The following is a 20,005-nucleotide window of genomic DNA, read 5'->3' on the forward strand; positions in this document are numbered from 1 at the left end:
TGCGCGGGGCGGGTGTCGTCGCTGATGGCACCCGCCGCCACACTTCCCGAACGCCCCCTTGCGCCCGACGCGCTGCGCGGCGCGGCCGTGTTGGGCATGGCGCTGATGGTGGTCCATGGCTTCGCGCTGCCGGGCCCCGCGGCGATCAACCCCACCGCCTATGGTGCGACAAGTCCGGCGGATATCCGCGTGTGGCTGGCGAGCTTCGTGTTCCTCGAAGACAAGCTGCGCGCGATCTTCGCGATGCTGCTGGGCGCGGGATGCATGATCCTGCTGGAACGCGGCGATGCAAACCCTTGGCGGGCGCACTACGCGCGCATGACCGTGCTCTTCGCTATCGGCTTCGCGCATTGGGTGCTGCTGGCCGATCATGACGTGCTGCGGGGCCTTGCTCTGGCCGGCCTTGCCCTGCCCCTGCTCGCCGGATTGTCCGCCAGAGCGCTCATTGCGGTGTCATTTGGTCTGGTTATCGCACAGTTTGCCATGGGTATGAGCGCGCTTGGCGCCGCTTTCATCGTGTTTCACGTGAAACATTCGGGCACCGAAGCCCTGCTTTTGGCAGAGCGCCAGTTCGGCCATGACCCGGCCACCATCGCGCTTTTGCTGGAGCAGGGACGCGCCGGGCTGGCCGAGCGGATCATCCGGCAATTGGGCGCAGTCCCCTCGCAATTCGGGGCGCTGATCGCCGCCTTGCCGCTCGATCTGGCGGGGTTTGCACTCGGCATGGGCCTGCACCGCGCAGGGATGTTCAAGGGCGAATGGCGCACCTTCCACTTGCAGCGCCTCGCTGGGCTGGCCGCCCTGCTGGCGCTTCCCGCGCTGTTCGCGCTGGCAGGCTGGCTGGTCTCGACAGGCTTTCCCGCAGCTCTCGTCGGCCCGGTGGCACTGGTGTTCTCGGCCCCCTTCGATCTACTGCTGGCGGTGAGCTATGCCGCGCTGGCGATGGCCTTTGTTTCACGTGGAACACGGGTGACCCGCACCCTCGCAGCGGTCGGGCGATTGTCGCTGACGAACACGGTGATGACCAACATGATCCTCGGATGCATCTTCGCGCCATGGGGCTTAGGCCTGTTCGGCGAGGTGACCCGCGCAGGGGCCTTTGCGCTCGCCTTTGTGCCGATCATCGCGGTGCTGGTATTCTCGCCGCTATGGGTAGCAAAGCTTGGCCAAGGCCCCTTGGAGCGCCTGTGGCGCAAGGCCGCAAAGGCGCTGTCCTAGCCGTCCTGCCCATGGATCGGCGAGGGCCGGTCAAGCGCCAGCTCGGCGTCCGAAAAGACGAAGGGACTGCGCACGCCAGACATCCCGCCCAGTTCCACCCGAAGGCCGCGCGCGATCACTTGAGGGTCGGCAAAGACCTCGTCCAGCCGGTTGATCGGCCCTGCGGGAACGCCCGCCGCATGGCAGGCATCGAGCAGGCCCTGCTTGGTCCAGCCAGCCGTTGCCGCCGCGATTTCGGCATCGAGCGCCCTGGCATTGGCGGTGCGGTCGGCGTTCGCGACAAAGCGCGGATCGTTGCACAACTTGCTGCGCCCCAGCACCGCCATCAGCTTGTGGAACAGCCCGTCATTGGCGGGCGCAAGGATCACGTGCCCGTCGCTCACCGCAAACACGCCATAGGGCGCAACCTGCGCGTGGGCATTGCCCATGCGGGGCGGGTTATGGCCGGTGGTAAAATAGTAACTCGCCTGATTGGCGAGCAGCGCGACCGAGCTGTCCATCAGGCTGATATCGACCTGCTGACCCCTGCCCGTGCGCGCCCGCATCAAGAGCGCCGCCTGAATGCCGTTCGCCGCCCAGACGCCGGTTGAAAGGTCGGAGATCGAGATCCCCATCTTGACCGGATGGGCCTCCGGCTCGCCGGTCAGCGACATGAAGCCGCTCATCCCCTGCACCACGAAGTCGTAGCCCGCCTCATGCGCGCGCGGGCCGGTCTGGCCGAAGCCGGTGATCGAGCAATAGACGAGCCCCGGATTGGCGGCGGCAAGGCTGGCGTAATCGAGCCCGAATTTGGCGAGGCTGCCGGTCTTGAAGTTCTCGATCACCACATCGGCTTCGCCGCACAGAGCCTTCACCCGCGCCAGATCATCAGCATCGGCAAAGTCGGCAATGATCGAACGCTTGCCGCGGTTGCAGGCGTGGTAATAGGCCGCCTCGCGGTGCACCTTGCCGTTTGCGTCGGTGCGCTCGACCCATGGCGGCCCCCACAGCCGTGTGCCGTCCCCTTCCGGGCTTTCGACCTTGATCACATCCGCGCCGAGGTCCGCCAGAATCTGCCCGCAGAAGGGCCCGGCGAGCACGCGGGCAAGCTCGACCACCTTGAGGCCGGCCAGCGGGGCGTCCGCGTTGCGAGGTTGATCGAGCCACATCGTCTAGTCGCCCAGCTGCGCCTTGAGGAAAGCGACGCTGTCGGCCAGCACCGGGCCTTTGCTGCGGAACGGCACGGAAAGCGCCATCACCACCTCTTCGTGATCGAGCGGGCCATAGTTCTTCACTTCGACCGGCGCGCCGAGCGACTTCAGCTTCGCGCCGAGATTGTTGGCGTTCTTCGGCCGCACAGTCTCGTCGCCGTCGGAGGTGACCAGCAGCAGCGCCGGCGCGTCAGCCCGCGCGAAGGTGATCGGCTGGGTCTCTTCAGGACGCGGCCACTCGCTGAACGCCGCGATCGCCCGGTCCGAGGTGAAGGGGTAAAAGTCGTAAGGCCCTGACAGGCCGACGCCCGCCTTGATGAATCCCGGGCTGACACCCGCAGCCGCCAGTCGCTCGGCATCCAGCGCCAGCATCACCGCCTGATAGGCCCCTGCCGAATGGCCCATCACCGCCACGCGCGCCGGATCGCCCTGATACTGGGCGATGTTTTTCTGCGTCCACGCGACTGCTTCGGCTCCGTCATCGAGGAAGGCGGGGAAGTGGACCTGCGGCACCTTCCGATAATCGGGGATCACCACCAGGAAGCCGGCCTTGGCCAGTGCCCGTCCGGCAAAGGCATAGGAGGCGCGATCACCCTTGGCCCAGCCGCCGCCGTACCAGAAGATCACCACTGGCAGCTTGCCGGTTGCGGGCATGGCATTGGGTGCCCAGATATCGAGCCGCTGCCCGTGGCTCCCGAAAGGCACGCCTTCGGCCGCGGGGTAGGACCCCTCGCGCCCGCCGGCCAGCCGGTCATAATGCGACAGCAGCCGCGGCGGGGAGACGAAAGCGAACATCCCTCCAGCTACCGCGAGCAGTGCAACAACGCCAAGCCCCAACGCACGCAGCATCACACCACGTAATGTGCGGTGGTGGTCGCCGCGATATCGGCCTCGGTGACGCCCGGTGCCATCTCGATCAGGCGGAAGGGCGAGGCGTGATCGGGCCGCGCGAAGACCGCGAGGTTGGTGATCACCATGTCCACCACGCCCGCGCCGGTCAGCGGCAGGGTGCAGGCCGGAATGAACTTGGGCGCGCCGTCCTTTGAGGTGTGGTCCATCACCACGATGATCTTCTTGACGCCCGCGACAAGGTCCATCGCCCCGCCCATGCCCTTGATCATCTTGCCCGGGATCATCCAGTTGGCGATGTCGCCGTTTTCGGCCACCTCCATCGCGCCCAGCACGGTGAGGTCGATATGCCCGCCGCGGATCATCGCAAAGCTGGTCGCCGAATCGAAATAGGCGCTGTGCGGCAACTCGCTGATGGTCTGCTTGCCGGCGTTGATCAGGTCGGCATCGACCTCGTCGTTATAGGGGAAAGGCCCGATGCCGAGCATCCCGTTCTCGCTCTGGAGCGTCACCAGCATACCCTCGGGGATGTGGTTGGCAACGAGCGTCGGGATGCCGATGCCGAGGTTGACGTAATAGCCGTCCTTCAGCTCGCGCGCGGCGCGGGCGGCCATCTGGTCGCGGGTCCAGCCTTGGGGAAGCGTCGTCATTGGCCAGCGCTCTGTGCCTCGGCGAACAGCGAGGTAATCAGGAACCAGCCGTCACCGATAACCGGCTCCAGCCCGGCCCCGGCCTCGGGGTTGCGCAGATACTTGAAGCGCTCGTCGAAGTCGGCGCGCTCGTCTCCAGCGATGGCGACGATGCAGGTGATCCCGGCGAGGTTTTCCTTGCGCTGCTGCTTGTTGTCGTTCTCGTCACGGCGCAGCGAGATGATGTCCTGCCCGCGCGGATCGAGCCCGGCCTTCTCCAGCGCGGAACGCACGAGGCCCGACTGGTTCACCGGCAGATCGGACAGCCACGCGATCTCCACGCCCGCCTGCCGCAGCACGGCGAGACCGAGCGCAAGGCTGGACTGCTTACCGGGATTGGCGGGCGGCTCGAAGACGCCGCCGGCGGGGTCGAGATCGATCAGCGCCACCAGCTGCTCGCCGGTGGTGCAGCGACGGCGCTTGCCATCAAGCGCGATCGGATCGCTCAGCATTGCCGAAGCCAGATCGGCTCCGCCCGTTACCCCGCGCGCAGAAGCCTGCCCGTAGCGCACAAAGCGCGCGAAGTTGTTCTGCTCGGGCGGCAGGGGGCTGGAGGGATCGGGATAGGAAGACGCCGGCGCGCCGGGCACGGTGCGGATTGTCGGAGCCGCTGCAATCACCGGCGCCGGAGCGGGCGCAGCTGCGGGCGCCGCCGCTGGCGGAGTAACAGGCTGCGGCGCGGGCGCGGGCATGGCGACGCGCGGCGCTGCGGGGACGACCGGAGCCGGAGTCGGAGCGGGAGCCGGCCTGGCTGCGGCAGGCGAGGTCGCCGGCTTGGGCACAGCGGCAATGACCGGCGCAGCCGCAATCGCCGGAGCCGGCCGAACCGCCGGGGTCGATACGGCGGCAGGCGGCGGAGCGACGGGCTTGGGTGCAACAGCCGGGGCCGGAGGAGGCGCTGCTGGCGCGGGCCTCGGCGCAGCAACTGCGACTTGCGCGGGTGCAGACGTCACCGAGGGGAGCGGCATGATCGGACGCGGTGCAGTGGCAGGCGGCGGCGCTGCAGGCCTTGGCACCGCGACTGCGACCGGTGCAGGAGCGGGCGCAGGCACGGGTGCAGGCGCGGATATCGCGGCTGGCGGCTGGGCCGATGACGGCATCACCGTCACGCTCGGATTCTGGGTCGGAGCCGGACGCGGGGTCACTGCGGCCACAGCCGGTGCGGGACGGCTCTCGGCTTGCTTCGGGGTCTCCTTGGCATCCTTGCCATCGGTCTGTGTGCGGAAGATCGCGCTCCCGGCGATGGCCGGAATGGCGGCGGCGACGCAGCCCGAAAGAGAGGTTCCTGCCAACGCCAGCAGCGGCAGCATTGCGATTCTACGATCCATCATGCGGTCTCCCTCTCCCGAACCGTACGGAATTCGATTTTCTTGTCATATGGCGCGCCTAGCACGATCCGGTTTACGAACACCCCGGCAAGGTGAATCTGATCGGGCTCGAGGCTTCCGGCCGGCACCACTTCCTCGACTTCGGCGACGCAGATTTTCCCGCAGGTCGCCGCCGGCAGATTGAAATTGCGCGCGGTCTTGCGGAACACGAGGTTGCCGGTTTCATCGGCTTTCCACGCCTTGATGATCGAAAGGTCGGCGAAGATGCCGTGTTCGAGGATGTAGGTCTGCATCACCCCGTCGCGATCGGGGAACTGCTTGTGCTCCTTGCCCTTGGCGACCTCGGTGCCGACGCCGGTGCGGGTGTAGAAGCCGGGGATGCCCGCTCCGCCGGCGCGCATCCGTTCTGCGAGGGTGCCCTGCGGACAGAATTCGACTTCAAGCTCGCCCGAGAGATATTGCCGCTCGAACTCCTTGTTCTCGCCGACGTAGGAACTGATCATCTTTTTCACCTGCCGCGTGCGCAGCAGCTTGCCGATACCCTCGTTGTCGATCCCGGCATTGTTGCTGGCAAAGGTGAGCCCCGTCACGCCGCTGTCACGAATCGCGTCCAGCAGCCTTTCGGGGATGCCGCAAAGGCCGAAACCTCCTGCGGCGATCAGCATGTCGTTCTTGAGGACACCGGCGAGCGCGCTGGCGGCGTCGGGGTAGAGCTTGGTCATCGGGCGTGATTGCCTCGGTTGCAGGTTGGCGTCGCGGCCCGAAAGGAGCCGATCCCTTACGGCCGGTCTCTTACGGGTTCTCCCGGGTATGATTAGTGCGTTCGAGCGCCGCTGTCACGCCCGCGCGCAGCCCGAGTCGAATCACCTTTCATGTTGCATTGCAAAATCTTTGAAGCCGCAAAATCTGCTCAATTTTTGAGCGTATGCTGATTTTCAAGGCAGAGATTCTGCAAATTTTTGCATAAAACGAAATGGTTCCCGCCTTTAGTTGCAATCTTTGCACTCAAATACGTGGTTTACGCAATTGCGCATCGGGCGAATCTGCTGCAAATGCGAAGTGCCTTTCAGGCATCCTCTCCCAAACTTTTCAGCCCGGCCTTCGTGCCGGGCATTTTTTTGCCCGGCGTCCGTGTGGCCGGAGACCGCATTCCTGCTTGATTGCAATCGCCCTGCCCCGTTCCTAGCTAATCCAGCAAGGACCAAGACCAACAGGCAAGCGCAGGAAACCCCATGGCCGAAGCAGAAACCGCCGCGAACGCCCGCACTGTGCGGCTTCAGGTCGCACCCGCGCGGCAGGAGGAATCCGGCCAGGGCATCGCGCGGATGCCGCGCACCGCGTTCCAGAAGCTCGGGATCACCGAGAGCGATGTCGTCGAGATCGTCGGCAAGCGCACCACGGCAGCAATCGCCATGGCAGCCTATCCGGAGGATGACGCGCTCGACGTTGTCCGCCTGGACGGGCTCCAGCGCGGCAATGCCGAAGCCGGATCGGGCGAGCATGTCGAGATCGCCAAGGGCCAGTCGCGCCCCGCGACCCGCGTGGTCTTCGCCCCCGCCCAGCGCGAAATGCGCCTGCAGGGGCCGACCCAGGCGCTCAAGCGCAATTTCTTCCGCCGCCCGCTGATGGCCGGCGATCTGGTGGCGACCACCGGCCAGCAGCCGGTGCAGAACATGCCCTCCGACGTTCGCCAGCTGCTGCGCGCGCCAGCCTACGCCCTCACCCAGATCCGCCTCACCGTCGCCACGACCAGCCCCAAGGGCATCGTCCATATCGACGAGAACACCGAAGTCGAGCTGCGCGCCGAATTCGAGGAACCGCGCGACGGGCGTGCCGCAGTGAACTATGACGATGTCGGCGGGATGGAGGACACCATCCGGGCGCTGCGCGAAATGGTCGAGCTGCCGCTGCGCTATCCCGAGCTGTTCATCCGCCTCGGCGTCGAACCGCCCAAGGGCGTGCTACTCCACGGCCCGCCGGGCACCGGCAAGACCCGCCTGGCGCAGGCCGTCGCCAATGAAAGCGATGCGGAATTCTTCACCATCAACGGGCCGGAAATCATGGGCTCTGGCTATGGCGAGAGCGAAAAGCGGCTTCGCGAAGTCTTTGAAGAGGCCAGCCGCGCCGCGCCCGCAATCATCTTCATCGACGAGATCGATTCGATCGCGCCCAAGCGCACGCAGGTGCCGGGCGAGGCGGAAAAGCGGCTAGTCGCCCAGCTCCTTACCCTGATGGACGGGCTGGAGAAGCGCGCCAACCTTGTCGTCATCGCCGCCACCAACCGGCCCGATGCGATCGACGAAGCGCTGCGTCGTCCGGGCCGTTTCGACCGCGAGATCGTGATCGGCGTGCCCGACCAGCGCGGGCGGCGCGAAATCATCGCGATCCATACCCGCGGGATGCCGCTCGAAGGCGCGGTCGATCTCGACGAACTCGCCCGCGTCACCCATGGCTTTGTCGGGGCAGACCTTGCCGCCCTCACCCGCGAAGCCGCGATCGAGGCCGTGCGGCGGATCATGCCGCGGCTCGATCTCGACGAGCGCACCATCCCGCAGGACGTGCTCGAAGACCTGTGCGTCACCCGCGACGATTTCCTCGCCGCCCTCAAGCGCGTCCAGCCCTCGGCCATGCGCGAGGTGATGGTGCAGGTGCCGAATATCGGCTGGGACGATATTGGCGGCGCGGGCGAGGCGATGGACAAGCTGCGCGAGGGAATCGAGCTACCGCTCAAGAACCCCGATGCCTTCCGCCGCCTCGGCATCCGTCCGGCCAAGGGTTTTCTACTCTATGGCCCGCCCGGCACCGGCAAGACCCTGCTGGCCAAGGCGGTCGCCAAGGAGGCGGAGGCGAACTTCATCTCGATGAAGAGCTCCGATCTCCTGTCGAAGTGGTATGGCGAGAGCGAGCAGCAGATCGCAAAACTGTTCGCCCGCGCCCGCGCGGTGGCTCCTTGCGTCATCTTCATCGACGAGATTGACAGCCTCGTCCCCGCGCGCGGCAGCGGTCAGGGCGAGCCGCAAGTGACGGGCCGCGTGGTCAACACCATCCTTGCCGAAATGGACGGGCTGGAAGAACTGCAATCGGTCGTCGTGATCGGGGCCACGAACCGCCCGGCATTGGTCGATCCGGCGCTGCTGCGTCCGGGCCGCTTTGACGAGCTGGTTTACGTCGGCACCCCCGACAAGGCGGGCCGCGAACATATTCTCGGCATCCATACCGCGAAGATGCCGCTGGGCGATGACGTCGATCTGGCGATGCTGGCCAGCAAGACCGAGCGCTTTACCGGCGCCGATCTCGAAGATCTGGTGCGCCGCGCGGGGCTAGGCGCGCTGCGGCGTGTGGGCGGCGAGGTCAGCGCGGTCGAGGGGCGCGATTTCGAGGCAGCGTTGGCAGACTCGCGGGCGACTGTGACGGCCGAGATGGAGGAGGAATACCTCAAGATGCGCGGCGAGCTCAAAAAGCGCGCCGCAGCGGTGCAGCTGATCGGGTTCTTCGCGCCCGAATTGCTCAAGCCGACGCGGGAAAAGAAGCACGATTGAGGGGCTGACCGGCGATTTTGGACGAAATCAGGCGCGAAGAGGCAAGATCCAGGCCCGCTTTGGGTGCCAGTTAGCACGGCCTTGGGTGGCGGTTGCTGATGTTCCACGAATGTTTCACGTGAAACATTTTCAGTGTCAGTGTGCCGCATCCCAGCTTGCGCCGGTGCCGATATCGACCCCCAATGGCACGCTGAGTTCGACGGCTGGCAGCGCGGCCTCGGCCATCACCTGCCGGATGATCGGCGTGGCGGCTTCCACGCGCCCTTCCGGCAGTTCGAACACCAATTCGTCGTGCACCTGCAGCAGCATCCGCACATCATGGAGGCCCGCCTCGGCCAGCGCCGGGAGCATCCGCGCCATCGCGCGCTTGATGATGTCGGCGCTGGTGCCCTGGATCGGCGCGTTGATCGCGGCACGCTCTGACCCCTGCCGTTCGGCCTGGTTCTTGGAATTGATCCGCGGGAACCACGTCTTGCGTCCGAACAGCGTCTCCGAATAGCCCTTGTCCCGCACGCTTTCGAGCGTTTCGAGGATGTAGCGCTGGATGCCGGGGAAGCGCTGGAAATAGGTGTCGATCATCGCCTGTGCTTCTTCTGGCGGCACTTCCAGCCGCGCCGCCAGACCCCAGCGCGAAATCCCGTAAAGTATTGCGAAGTTGATGGTTTTCGCCCGCGCACGGGTGTCGCGGGTAACCTCTCCGAACATCTCGCGCGCAGTACGGGCGTGGATATCCTCGCCCTGCGCGAAAGCGTCCTTGAGGGTATCGACCCCGGCCATATGCGCGGCGAGGCGCAATTCGATCTGCGAATAGTCGGCGGCGAGCAGGACATTGCCCGCTTCCGGCACGAAGGCCTCGCGGATCTGGCGGCCGATGGCGGTGCGCACCGGAATATTCTGCAAGTTGGGATCGGTCGACGAGAGCCGCCCGGTCTGCGCGCCGACAAGGCTGTAGCTGGTGTGGACGCGGCCCGTGGCTGGATTGATCGCGGCCTGCAGGGCGTCGGTATAGGTCGATTTGAGCTTGGAGAGCTGGCGCCATTCCAGCACCAGCCGCGCTATCGGCGCGCCTTCGGCCGCGAGCTTTTCGAGCACCGAAACGTCGGTGGTATACTGCCCGCTCTTGCCCTTCTTGCCGCCCTTGTAGCCGAGCTTGTCGAACAGAATATCGCCCAGTTGCTTGGGACTGCCGACGGTGAATTCCTGCCCGGCCACGCCATGGATCTCGCCTTCGAGCCGCCCGATCTCGATAGCGAATTCCTCCGACAGCTTCGCAAGGCGCGCGCGGTCGACGCGGATGCCTTCACGCTCCATCGCGGCAACCACCGTGATCAGCGGGCGATCAACCCGCTCGTAAATGCGGGTGCCGCCCTCGCTGGCGAGCCGGGGCTTGAGATTGCGGTGGAGCCGCAGGGTCACATCGGCATCCTCGGCGGCATAGGCGGTGGCGCGGTCCAGCGGCACCTCGCTGAACAGGATCGCCTTCTTGCCGGTGCCGCACAGATCCTTGAACGGGATCGGGGTGTGGCCGAGGTGGCGCTGGGACAGCTCGTCCATCCCGTGGCCGCCCCCCATGCCTTCCTCGCCGCGCCCGGCATCCAGCGCGAAGCTGATCACCATCGTATCGTCGATGGGCGACACCGCGAGCCCCTGACGGGCGAGCACGTTGAGATCATACTTGCCGTTCTGGAACACCTTGAGGACAGCCTCGTCCTCCAGCAGCGGCTTCAGCGCAGCCAGCGCATCAGCCATCGGCACCATCTGCGGTTTCTGCGCGAACATGTCGTCCCCGCCGTGCGCGAGGGGAATGTAGCATGCATCATTGGGGCCGATCGCGAGACTGACGCCCACCAGTTCGGCGCGCATCGGATCAAGCGACGTGGTTTCGGTATCGACCGCGACCAGCCGCGCCGCTGTTGCCCGGGCGATCCATTGCTCCAGCGTCGCCATGTCCTGCACCGTCACATAGGCGGCATGATCGATGCGCGGCATGTCCGGCAAAGGCTGGCGGTTGGCATCGCCTGTGTCCGCCGGAGCAGCGCCGGCCGTGGTCGGCTTGGGCGGGTTGAGATCGGTCTTGCGCGAAGGGCTGCCGGTGCCCGCTTCAAGCCGCTTCAGCAGTGAGGTGAAGCCGTGCTTTTCGAGGAAAGCGGCGAGCGGTTCGGGCGGCACAGGGCCAAGCTTCATCTCGGCAATCGGCTGCGGCAGATCGCAGTCCTCTTTCAGCGTCACAAGCACCTTGCTGAGTTCGGCATCGCCGCGCCCTTCGATCAGGCGTTCCTTCAGCTTGGAGGGCTTCATGTCATGCGCGGAATCGAGTGCGGCGGTGAGCGAGCCGTGCTCGGCGATCAGCTTCGAGGCGGTCTTGGGGCCGATGCCGTAGATGCCCGGCACATTGTCCACCGCATCGCCCATCAGCGCCAGCACATCGCCAACCAGCGCGGGCGGGACGCCGAACTTCTCCTCTACCTCTTCGAGCCAGATGCGCTGGTTCTTCATGGTGTCGAGCATGTCGATCCGCGCCGGCCCGTGGGGGGTATCGACCTCGCCGACCAGCTGCATCAGATCCTTGTCGGAGGAGACGATGGTGACGTCCCAGCCCATTTCCTGCGCGCGCCGCGCATAGGTGGCGATCAGATCGTCCGCCTCCAGCCCCGGCACTTCGATGCAGGGCAGGCTGAAAGCGCGGGTGGCATCGCGGATCAGCGGGAATTGCGGGACGAGGTCCTCGGGCGGCTCGGGCCGGTTGGCCTTGTAATGCTCGTAGATGTCGTTGCGGAAGCTGACCCCGCTGGCGTCGAGGATCACGGCAAGGTGGGTCGGCCCGTCGGCCTCGTCGAGATCGGCGGCGAGCTTCCAGAGCATCGTCGTGTAGCCATAGACCGCGCCGACCGGCGTGCCTTCGGGATCGGTCAGCGGGGGCAGCCGGTGATAGGCCCGGAAGATGTAGGACGAGCCATCGACGAGATAGAGGTGCTGCTTGCTGGGAGCTTGGGGGTCGGCCATGCGGTCTGCTAGCATCCGGCGGCGGCGTGGGGTAGCCGGTTCAGAGCGTTTTCCGCCCGGCATCGCGCGCCGGTCTTCATTCGGGCGCGACGGATTGTGGCGAAATCATGGCCAAATTGAGGCGAGCTTGCCGCAATTGCCTTGCACCGCCCCAGGCTTGTCCCTATTTATGCACCGAACCGGAGGTCAAAACCGGTTTCGACACGCTCCGACGGGGAGCTTGCGACAATTGCAGAGAGGGATTTCCACCTATGCGTAAGATCATTCTTGCCGCCGCCATCGCCACCTCGGCTCTGGGCCTCGCCGCTTGCAGCGACAACACCGCGACCGAAACCGAAGAAGCCGCCGACGCCATGGCGACCGATGCTGCCGCGAGCGCCGATGCTGCTCTCGAAGGCGCCGAAGGTGCTGTCGACGAAGCCGCCGAAGGCGTTGACGCCGCTGCCGACGCTGCCGCCGAAGGCGCTGAAGCGACCGCCGATGCCGCTGCCGACGCTGCTGCTGACGTGGCTGCCGAAGCCGAGAAGGCTGCCGAGTAATCGGATTTGATCACTCCGCCGCGTGCGGGGATGATCACAGCGAAGGGCGGTGCCGCAAGGCGCCGCCCTTTCGCGTTTCCGGTCTTCAACCGCCGGTGTTGTAGGGGGCCGAGGTCCAGTTGCGCACCGGGTTCTGCTGGGCGCGGAAGGCAAAGCCGTCGTAAAGCGCCCGCGCAATCGCCGCGATCCGCTCTTCCCGCGCCGCCCGCGTGCCCTGCCCGGTGACATAGATCGCCACCGCGATGGTGCGCCCGTCGGGACACTCGATCAGGCCGACATCGCTGGAGGTGTTGCTGAGCGAGCCGGTCTTGTGGCTCACCCGCGCTTCCAATGGGATGTGCGCCGGAATGCGGCGCTTGCCGGTCACCGTGCGGCTCATCGCGCCGAGTAGCACCCGGCGGCTTTCGGCCGAGAGATATTCGCCGCGGTAGAGCCCCGCCAGCAGCCGCGCCATGGCGCGCGGGGTGGCCGCATCGCGCTTGTCGATGTGGCGCGCGGGGTCGAATTCGCCGTCGTCGCGCACCAGCGTGGCGATATCGCGGTTGATGCTGAACTCACGGATGCCCTGACGGCGCGCCCAGTCATTCACCACCGAGGGGCCGCCCACGGCTGCCAGCAAGGCGTCGGTTGCCGGGTTGCTCGAACGGGTGATCATGATCTCGATCAGATCGATCGCGGGCATATACTGCCCGGGCCGCACCGGCGCCTTGGCTGAGGAGAAGCGCGCCGAGCGCTCGGGCATCATCAGCGGAAATTCCGATGTCAGGGCAAACCGGCCCTGCTCGACCATCTCGAGGAAGGTCGCAGCGACCGCCACCTTGCTGGTCGAGGCCATCGGGAAGAGCTGGTCGCCCAGCACCGCCACTTCCTCGCCGGTGGCAAGGTCGATTGCGGCAACGCCGATGCGGCCCTGCGATGGATTGGCGAGTTCGGCAATCCGCTGCTCGAAGCTGGAGGCATAGATCGCCTCAAAGCTCTGCGGGGTGCGCAGCTCGGTGCCAAAGGCGCGGTCGAAGCTCGACTGGAGCTCGTCCGCCTGTGCGACCGCCGGCGCGGCGATGGTCGCCAGACTGGCGGCGATGCCGATCGCAAAGACGGAAAAGCGGGTGCGTGCCATGCTCAAAAGCTACTCCCTCAGGGTTTCCCTCGGCTTAATACCTACACTAGGCATGCGCGATTCCCGCCCGCAAGTTTTCATTTCATGGGGTGCGACGAAAGGTGCGGCTGGCACGACAGGCCTGCGACACGCTCCTGCTCGGGCGATGATGCCGGTTCGTCGAAAGCACCCTTGCACCGTCATTCCTCCCCTTGACTGCCCGGCGGATGGCGGCACTCTGCGGCCCGACCATCCGATTTGAAGGGGCATCATGATCAACGCATCCAGCCTGCGCGCTTCCGGCGCGCTTTTTTCCGCCTTGCTGCTTTCCGCTTCGGGCGTTGCCTATGCCCAGAGCGTGCCGATCGTGCAGCCCGGCGCGCCGGGTCAGGCGAGCAAGAAGCTGACCGCCGAGGAAGCCACCAAGCTGGCACAGTCGAGCTACACCGCCTCCGACGTCGCCTTCATGCAGCACATGATCGTCCACCATCAGCAGGCGCTCGACATGGCGGTGCTGGTGAAGGACCGCACCAACACCGAAGACCTCGTCTCCATCGCGGGCCGCATCGAAGGCAGCCAGGCCGATGAAATCGCTTTCATGAAGACCTGGCTGAAGGAGCGCGGCGAGCCGGTGGAAGACCCGGCGATGAAGGGCCATGGCGAACACCTCCACCACATGATGAAGGGCATGGCCTCGCCCGAAGCGATGAAGGCGCTCGCCGCCGCAAAGGGCACCGAATTCGACCGCCAGTTCCTGACCCTGATGATCGCGCATCACGAAGGCGCGGTGGACATGGTCGAGAAGCTGTTCGACGAAGAAGGCACCGCGGCTGATCCGGTGCTCTACCGCTTTGTCAGCGACGTCGAGAACGAGCAGACCGGCGAGATCAAGCGGATGGACAAGGTGCTCGCGCGCCTGTCCGAAGACCCGCGCTCGGGCCTTGCCGCCGGCTTCGATAATGCCGGAGAGGCGATCCTGAACCTCACCAAGGTTGCCAGCCTCGGCAAGCCTGCGGGCTTCTTCAATCCGGCCAACCCGGCCGATCTGCGCCCCCCTGCCGCACCCAAAAAGGGCGAGGAAGACAAGGACAAGACCGAAGCCGCCGCAGCAGTCGAAACCGCTACTGACGCTGCCGTTGCCGCCGCAGCGACTGCGACCAGCGCCGCGACCCCCGAGCGCGAGGAGGAAGACCTCACCGAATTCGCCGAACGCTCACCCCTGCTCGATTTCGCCAACACCGACATGGCATTCTTCGACGACATCATGATCGCAGGCTCCTACCACGGGTTCAACATCTACAAGCTGGGCACCGACGGCGTGCCGCAGCTGATGAGCTCGGTCGTCTGCCCGGGCGGGCAAGGCGATGTCTCGGTGGTCGGCAAGATCCTCGTGATGAGCGTCGAGCAGACCCGCGGCCGCGTCGACTGCGGGCTCGAAGGCGCGCCGGGCAAGGTCAATGAAGACCGCTTCCGCGGCCTGCGCATCTTCGACATTTCCGATCTCAGCAGCCCGCGTCAGGTGGGCGGGGTGCAGACTTGCCGCGGCAGCCACACCCATTCGGTGGTGAGCGCGGATGACAAGCGCATCATCGTCTACAATTCGGGCACGGCGGGCATCCGCGAGACCGAAGAACTGGCGGGCTGCATCGGCGAGATCCCGGGCGATACCCGCACCGCGCTGTTCTCGATCGATGTGATCGAGATCCCGCTGGCCGATCCGTCACAGGCGCGCATCGTCAAGAGCCCGCGCGTCTTCGCCGACGAGACCACCGGTACCATTGCAGGGCTGTGGACCGGCGGCGACCATGGCGAGGGCACGCAAGCCACCGCGCCGACTGACCAGTGCCACGACATCACCGTCTTCCCGTCGAAGAACATCGCGGCCGGTGCCTGTTCGGGCAACGGCATCCTGTTCGACATCCGCGATCCGCTGAACCCGAAGCGCATCGACGTGGCGACCGACACCACCTTTGCCTATTGGCACTCGGCCACCTTCAACAATGACGGCACCAAGGTGGTGTTCACCGATGAATGGGGCGGCGGCGGGCGTCCGCGCTGCAAGGCGTCCGACCCCAAGACCTGGGGTGCCAACGCGATCTACGACATCGTCGATGGCAAGCTCGTGTTCCGCGCGCACTACAAGATGCCCGCACCGCAGAGCGACAAGGAGAACTGCGTCGCCCACAACGGCTCGATCGTTCCGGTGCCGGGCCGCGATCTGTTCGCCCAGGCGTGGTATCAGGGCGGCATCTCGGTGATGGACTTCACCGACAGCGCCAACCCGAAGGAAATCGCCTATTTCGATCGCGGGCCGATCGACGCGAAGCAAATGGTGCTCGGCGGCTACTGGTCGGTCTACTGGTACAAGGGCCACATCTACGGCACCGAGATCACCCGCGGGATCGACGTCTTCTCCCTCGCGCCGAGTGCCGAGATGACCGAGGCGGAAATCGCGGCGGCCAAGGCGGCGGTCTATCAGGGCGGCCGGTTCAACCCGCAGACCCAGACGCAGGTGACGTGGGATGCGGCGGCGATCAAGGCAGCCGAGGACAGCCGCAAGGGCGGCTAACGAACCTAGGTAACGGCAGCGCGCTGATTGAACTCCGCGCGCTGCCACTCCCCGCTGCCCAGCACCTCGGCGATGTGGCGCGCGGCAGCGGCCATGTCGGCAAAGCGCAGGTATGCCGGGGCAAAGCCCAGCCGCAGCACATCGGGATCGCGGAAGTCGCCGATCACCCCGCGCGCGATCAGTGCCTGACAGATCGCATAGGCGTGGGGCGCACGGAACGAGAGCTGGCTCCCGCGCGCGTCGCTGGTCGCCGGGCTGGCCAGTTCAAGGTTCACGCCCAGATCGGCAAGGCAGGCGAGCAGGAATTCCGAAAGCGCCTGCGATTTGGCGTAAAGCCGCGCGACGCCGATCTCGGCAATCAGCTCCACCCCGACTTCCAGGGCGGCCAACCCGAGCACCGGCGAGGTGCCGCACAAAAGCTGCTCGATCCCCGGCGCAGGGGCATAGTCGTCGGAGAAAGCGAAGGGCGCGGCGTGGCCGAACCAGCCGGTCAGCGGCTGGGCGAGATGGGCATGGTGGCGCGCGGCGACATAGGCAAAGGCCGGTGCCCCCGGCCCGCCGCACAGGTACTTGTATCCGCACCCGACCGCGAAGTCGGCCCCGGCCCCGTTCAGATCGACCGGTAGCGCCCCGGTCGAATGCGACAGGTCCCACAGCACCAGCGCGCCAGCCTCGTGCGCGGCGCGGGTGAGCGCGGCCATGTCGTGCATCGCGCCGGTCTTGTAATGGACATGGGTGAGCATCAGCAGCGCGACTTCGTCGTCCAGCGCCTCAGCGAGCGCCTCGCGCGGGGCCAGCCGCCGCTCGGCAAGCCCCTGCGCTTCAAGGCCTGCGATCATGTAGAGATCGGTCGGGAAATTGCCCGGTTCGGACAGGATCACCTTGCGGCCCGGGCGCATGGCGAGCGCCGCCGCGATCAGTTTGAACAGGTTCACGCTGGTAGAATCGCAGGCGACCACCTCGCCCGCTGCCGCGCCGATCAGGGGTGCGATCTTGCTCCCGATCCGGCCCGCAGCCTCGAACCAATGGGCGCTGTTCCACGAACGGATCAGCCCCTCGCCCCATTCCTGTTCGACCACGCGGGCCATGACCCCGGGGGTCGCCCTGGGCAGCGCGCCCAGCGAATTGCCGTCGAGGTAGATCACGCCTTCGGGCAGGGTGAAACACTCCCGGAAAGAGCTGAGCGGATCGGCGGCGTCGAATTCGGCGGCGCGGGTCTCGGGGGTCATATCGCGGTCCTGACGCTCAGCAGTTCGGGGAAGAAGGCCTGCTTCAGCACCCCTTCGAGATAGGGCACGCCCGGCGTGCCGCCGGTGCCGCGCTTGAAACCGATGATCCGCTCGACGGTCTTCAAATGCCCGAAGCGCCAGCGCTGGAAGTGATATTCGAGATCGACCAGCTTTTCGGCAAGTTCGTAGAGATCCCAGTGATCCTCCGGCTCTCGGTAGATCGCCGCCCACGCCGCCTCGAGGCTGGGGTTGTGCGCGTATGGCCCCGAAAGATCGCGGGCCAGCGCCGCATCATCCAGGGCAAAGCCGCGCCGCGCCAGCAGCCGGATCGCCGCATCATAGAGGCTCGCGCGCCCGCGCTCGCTCTCCAGCCGGTCAGCCCAGTCGGCATTGTCCTTGTGGAGCCGCACGTGCTTGGCATCCCGCCCGCCGAGCATGAATTCCATCATCCGGTACTGCGGCGACTGGAACCCGCTCGACGCACCCAGATGCGGGCGGATCGCCGAATAGTCGTGCGGAGTCATGGTCGAGAGCACGTCCCAGCTCTGGATCAGCTGCTGCTGCGCCCGCGCCACCCGCGCCAGCATCTTGAAAGCGGGACGCAGCCGGTCGCTCTCGATCGCTTCGCGCGCGGCGGTCAGCTCGTGCAGGCACAGCTTGAGCCACAGCTCGCTCGCCTGATGGACGATGATGAACAGGAGCTCGTCATGCGCGTCCGAGGCAGGATGCTGGGCGGCAAGAATGCGGTCGAGATCGAGGTAGCTCGAATAGGTGACGTTGTCGGCCATGGCCTGCGCCTTAGCGCGGGGCGACGGGAGAGGAAACTACCCCTCGATCACGCGGGTCTGCGGATGGTGCTTGTCGAGATGCCTGCGGATGATCCTGAGGTTGCGGCTGTTGGAGCGGAACACGAAGTCCGCCGTGTCGCCCACCACCGGGATCGCGCCGATCGCGGTGTCGAACAGCACATTGGCGCCCATTCGCGCGAGCTTCCATTTGGGCAGGCCGAGATTGCGCGCTTCCCACACGACATAGGCACCCATCGCCGTGGTCAGCAGGTCGCCGAGCACCGGCACCAGCCCGATTATCGCGTCGAGCCCGACCGGCATGTTCACGCCCGGCACGGTGAAGCTGCGTTCAAGCAGGCGTTCGAGCATTCCCACTCGCGCCCGCACCGATGCGGGATCGGTGCCGGTGGGGAGGGAAAAGCTCATCTGTTGCGGGCGGGGATCGTTCACTGGCGCAATCCTTTCGCCCCCTATGTGGTGGGCTGGGAGAGCGGGAACAAGGGGTGGAGGCCCCACTGGTTGGCGAGGTAATTGCTGACCGAACCGCGCACCAGCGACCAGCGCACCGGCGCGCCGAGCGGAATGTAGACCTCGCGCTTCATCAGCGCGGCGTGGGCCTCGGCAAGGATCTTGTGGCGCGCGGCAAGGTCGCGTTCGGTCAACGAGCGCCGCACCAGTGCATCGGCCTCGGGCGAGCACAGGCCGGCACCGAGCGCGCAGTTGAACTGGTTGAGATACCAGCGCGGCGAGAAATAGCGCGCCACCGTGTCCCGCAGTTCAAGATCGGCATTGCGCCCCGGAGCGACACGCTGGACAGTCACGCCGATCGCCCCCCAGGCCCGGGCCAGTTCTCGGTAAAGCAGATCGCTGCCCGGCCCCGCCGGCAGACCAAGGCGCACCTTCGCCTCGCGTCCCGATCCCGCGCTCCATGCCCGGATGCGCGCGGCGGCCGTCTGGCGCCGCTGTTCGAGCGACATGTCCTGCCAGCGCTCGGCCGGATAGGGTGGCTCGACATAGAGGCCGGGCGGCACGATCCAGGTGCTGGCCTGCCAGCCGCCGAGGCCGAAAGGCTGGATCAGGGCGCCGCGATCAATCGCCATCGACAGCGCCTCGCGCCGGGCCGGATCGGCCAGCACCCCGCGATCCGAGCGGACCACCAGGCCCAGCAGCCCGAAGGCCGGATCGACCTGAATGGTCCCGCGCGAGAGCGGTCCGGCCTCGGCCAGCGGAAAATCCGCAATGGTGCCGCCCAGCACCAGATCGACATCCCCCCGCGAAAAGGCCTCGACCGCCTTCTTCGCGGGCAGTGCTTCGATCTGCAGCGGGCGCGCAATCGCCTCCCAGTCCTCGCGCGCCGGAAGCCCGCGTGTCTCGGGCGGCAGGGCCGACAGACGCGCAGCGCCCGCCTTGTCCTTGCGCGACATCACCATCGGGCCGCCGCCGCGACCGCTCTTGACGAAACCGAGCTCAGGCTGGGCCAGCAATCGCAGGAAATCGGGCATCGGCCCGGACAGGCGCACTTCGATGACGCGGCCGGTCATGGCGCGGATATCGGAGATCTTGTCGAGATCAATGCCGAGCGACGTGCCGCGCAGCCGCGCAATCGATCCGCGCAACAGGCTGCGAACTTCAGGCGCGGTGATCTCGCCGCCGCCGGGCCAGTTCCCGTCACGCAGGCGGAAGATGTAGCTGAGCCCGTCATCGGTGACGATCCAGCGCTCGGCCAGCGCCGGGACCACCTGTCCGCCGGCATCGAGCGTCACCAGCCCCTCGGCGGTTGCCGCGCGCAGGTGCTGGGCTGCGGGGGAGAGGCGTACGCCTTGCTGGAACAGGCTGTCGGATGTGCCGATCACTGCAATGCCGACCGGACCACCGCCATTGGACGGCCCGCAGGAACCAAGCAGCGCGAGGCACAGAAGGGCAAGCCAGAGTCGCATTGCGTCCTGACTAGCAGCTTGAAACGCCGCG

General features: G+C 66.4%; 15 protein-coding genes. 4 read left to right on the forward strand and 11 right to left on the reverse strand.

The features are described 5' to 3' along the window. Nucleotides 1–24 precede the first annotated feature (24 nt). Entirely contained in the window at nucleotides 25–1,218 is a 1,194-nt protein-coding gene (locus RSE14_RS08415) for a DUF418 domain-containing protein (RefSeq protein WP_324072685.1), read from the forward strand. Here the strand turns inward: RSE14_RS08415 and RSE14_RS08420 are convergent. Genes RSE14_RS08420 through RSE14_RS08440 form a run of 5 tightly spaced genes read right to left on the reverse strand, consistent with a single transcriptional unit; the run spans nucleotide 1,215 to nucleotide 5,996 of the window. Beyond that, nucleotides 1,215–2,366, reverse strand: a complete 1,152-nt coding sequence (locus RSE14_RS08420; protein ID WP_324072687.1) for a CaiB/BaiF CoA transferase family protein — start codon at nucleotides 2,364–2,366, stop codon at nucleotides 1,215–1,217. The two genes, RSE14_RS08415 and RSE14_RS08420, sit on opposite strands and share 4 nt — an antisense overlap. A 3-nt stretch (nucleotides 2,367–2,369) precedes the next feature. Continuing rightward, nucleotides 2,370–3,203, reverse strand: coding sequence for an alpha/beta hydrolase (locus RSE14_RS08425; RefSeq protein ID WP_324072689.1), 834 nt, complete (start codon nucleotides 3,201–3,203; stop codon nucleotides 2,370–2,372). A gap of 53 nt (nucleotides 3,204–3,256) precedes the next feature. Continuing rightward, nucleotides 3,257–3,907 carry a 3-oxoacid CoA-transferase subunit B gene (locus RSE14_RS08430; RefSeq protein ID WP_324072692.1) on the reverse strand — a complete coding sequence of 217 codons (651 nt, stop codon included), beginning with the start codon at nucleotides 3,905–3,907 and terminating at the stop codon, nucleotides 3,257–3,259. Further along, nucleotides 3,904–5,277 (reverse strand): hypothetical protein, encoded by a 1,374-nt coding sequence (locus tag RSE14_RS08435; protein WP_324072694.1) that lies wholly within the window; start codon nucleotides 5,275–5,277, stop codon nucleotides 3,904–3,906. The genes RSE14_RS08430 and RSE14_RS08435 overlap by 4 nt, the downstream gene beginning before the upstream one ends. Further along, a complete protein-coding gene (locus tag RSE14_RS08440) occupies nucleotides 5,274–5,996 on the reverse strand; it encodes a CoA transferase subunit A (protein WP_324072696.1) in 723 nt (240 codons plus the stop codon). The genes RSE14_RS08435 and RSE14_RS08440 overlap by 4 nt, the downstream gene beginning before the upstream one ends. Nucleotides 5,997–6,506: 510 nt before the next feature. On the opposite strand from RSE14_RS08440, the gene RSE14_RS08445 reads away from it, so the two are divergent. Beyond that, nucleotides 6,507–8,813, forward strand: a complete 2,307-nt coding sequence (locus RSE14_RS08445) for a CDC48 family AAA ATPase (RefSeq protein WP_324072698.1) — start codon at nucleotides 6,507–6,509, stop codon at nucleotides 8,811–8,813. 135 nt (nucleotides 8,814–8,948) lie between these two features. On the opposite strand, the gene polA is transcribed toward RSE14_RS08445, so the two are convergent. Continuing rightward, on the reverse strand, nucleotides 8,949–11,816 hold the full coding sequence (gene polA / locus RSE14_RS08450; protein WP_324072700.1) for a DNA polymerase I: 2,868 nt from the start codon (nucleotides 11,814–11,816) through the stop codon (nucleotides 8,949–8,951). A gap of 251 nt (nucleotides 11,817–12,067) precedes the next feature. Here polA and RSE14_RS08455 point away from each other — a divergent pair, with 251 nt between their 5' ends. Next, on the forward strand, nucleotides 12,068–12,355 hold the full coding sequence (locus tag RSE14_RS08455; RefSeq protein WP_324072702.1) for a hypothetical protein: 288 nt from the start codon (nucleotides 12,068–12,070) through the stop codon (nucleotides 12,353–12,355). Nucleotides 12,356–12,440: 85 nt separating this feature from the next. Here RSE14_RS08455 and RSE14_RS08460 read toward each other — a convergent pair whose 3' ends face one another. Then, nucleotides 12,441–13,472 (reverse strand): serine hydrolase, encoded by a 1,032-nt coding sequence (locus RSE14_RS08460; protein ID WP_324072704.1) that lies wholly within the window; start codon nucleotides 13,470–13,472, stop codon nucleotides 12,441–12,443. 250 nt (nucleotides 13,473–13,722) lie between these two features. On the opposite strand from RSE14_RS08460, the gene RSE14_RS08465 reads away from it, so the two are divergent. Beyond that, complete coding sequence (locus RSE14_RS08465; RefSeq protein ID WP_324072706.1) at nucleotides 13,723–16,020, forward strand: DUF305 domain-containing protein; 2,298 nt, start codon at nucleotides 13,723–13,725, stop codon at nucleotides 16,018–16,020. Between the two features lie 5 nt (nucleotides 16,021–16,025). On the opposite strand, the gene kynU is transcribed toward RSE14_RS08465, so the two are convergent. From kynU to RSE14_RS08485, 4 genes are read right to left on the reverse strand one after another with little or no spacing between them, the layout of a single operon-like run. Beyond that, entirely contained in the window at nucleotides 16,026–17,249 is a 1,224-nt protein-coding gene (kynU, locus tag RSE14_RS08470) for a kynureninase (protein WP_324072707.1), read from the reverse strand. Continuing rightward, nucleotides 17,246–18,037: a tryptophan 2,3-dioxygenase gene (locus RSE14_RS08475; RefSeq protein WP_324072709.1), complete on the reverse strand. Its 792-nt coding sequence runs from the start codon at nucleotides 18,035–18,037 to the stop codon at nucleotides 17,246–17,248. The genes kynU and RSE14_RS08475 overlap by 4 nt, the downstream gene beginning before the upstream one ends. Nucleotides 18,038–18,073: 36 nt before the next feature. Then, nucleotides 18,074–18,463 (reverse strand): DUF4112 domain-containing protein, encoded by a 390-nt coding sequence (locus tag RSE14_RS08480; protein ID WP_324076876.1) that lies wholly within the window; start codon nucleotides 18,461–18,463, stop codon nucleotides 18,074–18,076. A 44-nt stretch (nucleotides 18,464–18,507) separates the two neighbouring features. Further along, on the reverse strand, nucleotides 18,508–19,974 hold the full coding sequence (locus tag RSE14_RS08485; RefSeq protein ID WP_324072711.1) for an ABC transporter substrate-binding protein: 1,467 nt from the start codon (nucleotides 19,972–19,974) through the stop codon (nucleotides 18,508–18,510). Nucleotides 19,975–20,005: the final 31 nt, after the last annotated feature.

Source organism: Erythrobacter sp., from assembly GCF_035194505.1.
Classification (GTDB): domain Bacteria; phylum Pseudomonadota; class Alphaproteobacteria; order Sphingomonadales; family Sphingomonadaceae; genus Erythrobacter.